The organism is Staphylococcus sp. HMSC34C02 (genome assembly GCF_001838705.1).
GTDB lineage: Bacteria > Bacillota > Bacilli > Staphylococcales > Staphylococcaceae > Staphylococcus > Staphylococcus borealis.
This window is the reverse complement of record NZ_KV838592.1, coordinates 306,271-308,247: the sequence shown is the minus strand read 5'-3', so window position 1 is coordinate 308,247 and position 1,977 is coordinate 306,271. Positions and strand designations below refer to the sequence as shown.

Below are 1,977 nucleotides of genomic sequence, written 5' to 3'. Positions count from 1 at the left end.
TAGCTTCATTATATTATTTTTGTCCCGGACTCTTGTTTTATTATATTAGTCACCTATAGTTTAGAGTACTGCCCTTTATCATACGCTTATTCTATTAATAACTTTTTGATAAGCTTCAAGCACTTGTGGATAAAGATAAATTACTCTAGATCCAACCCGGCGAGTTACTTCGACAATTTCAGGTTCACAGACTATTTTATTTTGAAGCGTTGATTTACTTAATCCAGTTAAAGTTACTAAATCTTTAATTCCTACTGAAGCATATTGTCTCTTATAATTTTGCAATATATTATCTAGGTTCTCTTCAATCAATTTATGCATAAAATCTTCGTCAATATGGATTGTTATATTACTCATACTGTTCACTCCATCTATTTTAAATTACTCATTGTTTTAAGTTAATTTATTAAGCTGGTTATTAAAGTCAGTAATACTAATATAAATATACCTATAGTTAAATATAGAGATATTTGCTCCCTGTTGAATTTCATGTTGTTAAACACTCCTTTTATTTCTTAAAAAAATTAACCATAGCTAACAATAAAGTAACTACATTAATATAAAAAGTTAACTTTCTTCTCATATCTCTACTCATAAAATTCATCTCCTTATAAATTATTAACTATTTCATACGTCTTACTTGAGTCGATAGTTCTCAGACTTCGAGACCAACTTTTTTATTTAATTATATTATATTAATTTTATAATATAATACACAAGTGTAATTTGAATTTTATTGCAAGATATTGAAGCACATTTTAGTTCAGCAATTAAATTAGGTTTTTTACAATGTCTATGGTTTGATCATCAAAATTTTCTCCACTTGATTCACAAAGCAATGAACGTGTTTCATTTCTTATTTGAGATACTTCTTCTTGGGAAAATGTTTTCTCATTTTGTTGTACTTGTTCATCATTATTTTCTAAATTCTCATTGCTTTTGTTTCTTAAATAATATTACTTTGGTTGTTTTCCATGAGATACACCTCCGTTTATAGTCTGTCGACTTTTCATTCCATACTTGTTTTTATAACATCATCAGCACGTTTTGGACATAAAAAAAACCTTCCGTAAAAGGTTAAAAAAATGTATAAAAATAGCACCACTTTCTATTTATATTGGTAGAAAGGATGCTATTTTCAATACCATGCAACTAAATATTCACTTGGAAATTCATTTATGCTTATAAAATATCTAATTGCTTGAAATGCTTTGTTTCTATATATCATATAATCATTTTTTATTTCATCTTTAGATAATATAAAATCAATAACCTCTGAATTGTTTTTATTCAAAGTTACTATTCCCTTCCCCTTTTTTAAATCATCTTGTGGCAAATATTCATAACTAATTATTCGCTCATCTTCATTTATTTTATTAAGTATCAACATAGGTTTTACCTCATTTACTAATAAAACTTGCATAATCATACTTTTTCTCAACATAATTATGTGCTTTTGTATATGAATAATTTTACTTATTCATCAAATAGTGTTCAAGAGCTTCATGACGTAATAATATTAAATCCTGCTCTTTTATATTCTTTCCTTCCCTTAAACGTTGCCAACTTAAAGCTATATTAAAGTCCGGGAAAAATTTATCTCTTTTATTTCCTAATTCATACACGTTTTCAAATAAATGTTCATAAACTCTTTCTATTAATTTTTGATTATATCCAGTATTATTTGATATTACTTCAATTTCTCTTTTTTTATTTCTATTTAACACTGACTTATAATAATTTATTGCATGCTGATCTCTTTTTGAATGATAAGGGTCATTGATGTCGTTTAAGGCTCCTGTATTTCGTATTAAACTCTGTTTATCTTCTATCTTATGCTTATCTTTACGCTCAGTAAAGAATTTATCCCACCAGTTTTCCACATGTGGTACTGTAGTACTTCTGCACCAAGGGACATTGGTGGAGCATTTATGCCAGGTATTATATCTTTAACTTTAAATACTTTGCCATTTAAAG

General features: G+C 27.1%; 3 protein-coding genes and 1 pseudogene. All 4 read right to left on the bottom strand.

Annotated features, from left to right (window positions below; all coding sequences use genetic code 11):
- Positions 1 to 78: 78 nt before the first annotated feature.
- Positions 79 to 357, bottom strand: a complete 279-nt coding sequence (locus tag HMPREF3239_RS10140) for a hypothetical protein (protein WP_070855559.1) — start codon at positions 355 to 357, stop codon at positions 79 to 81.
- A gap of 573 nt (positions 358 to 930) precedes the next feature.
- Positions 931 to 1,087, bottom strand: a pseudogene (locus HMPREF3239_RS12725) (hypothetical protein).
- A gap of 51 nt (positions 1,088 to 1,138) precedes the next feature.
- Positions 1,139 to 1,429 carry a hypothetical protein gene (locus HMPREF3239_RS10135; protein ID WP_371106763.1) on the bottom strand — a complete coding sequence of 97 codons (291 nt, stop codon included), beginning with the start codon at positions 1,427 to 1,429 and terminating at the stop codon, positions 1,139 to 1,141.
- Between the two features lie 43 nt (positions 1,430 to 1,472).
- On the bottom strand, positions 1,473 to 1,883 hold the full coding sequence (locus tag HMPREF3239_RS12515; RefSeq protein WP_176747966.1) for a phage head morphogenesis protein: 411 nt from the start codon (positions 1,881 to 1,883) through the stop codon (positions 1,473 to 1,475).
- Positions 1,884 to 1,977: the final 94 nt, after the last annotated feature.

Excerpts from the sequence above, each read along its gene's own strand:
- HMPREF3239_RS10135 (WP_371106763.1), bottom strand. The coding sequence starts at position 1,429 with ATGATTATGCAAGTTTTATTAGTAAATGAGGTAAAACCTATGTTGATA.
- HMPREF3239_RS10140 (WP_070855559.1), bottom strand. The coding sequence starts at position 357 with ATGAGTAATATAACAATCCATATTGACGAAGATTTTATGCATAAATTG.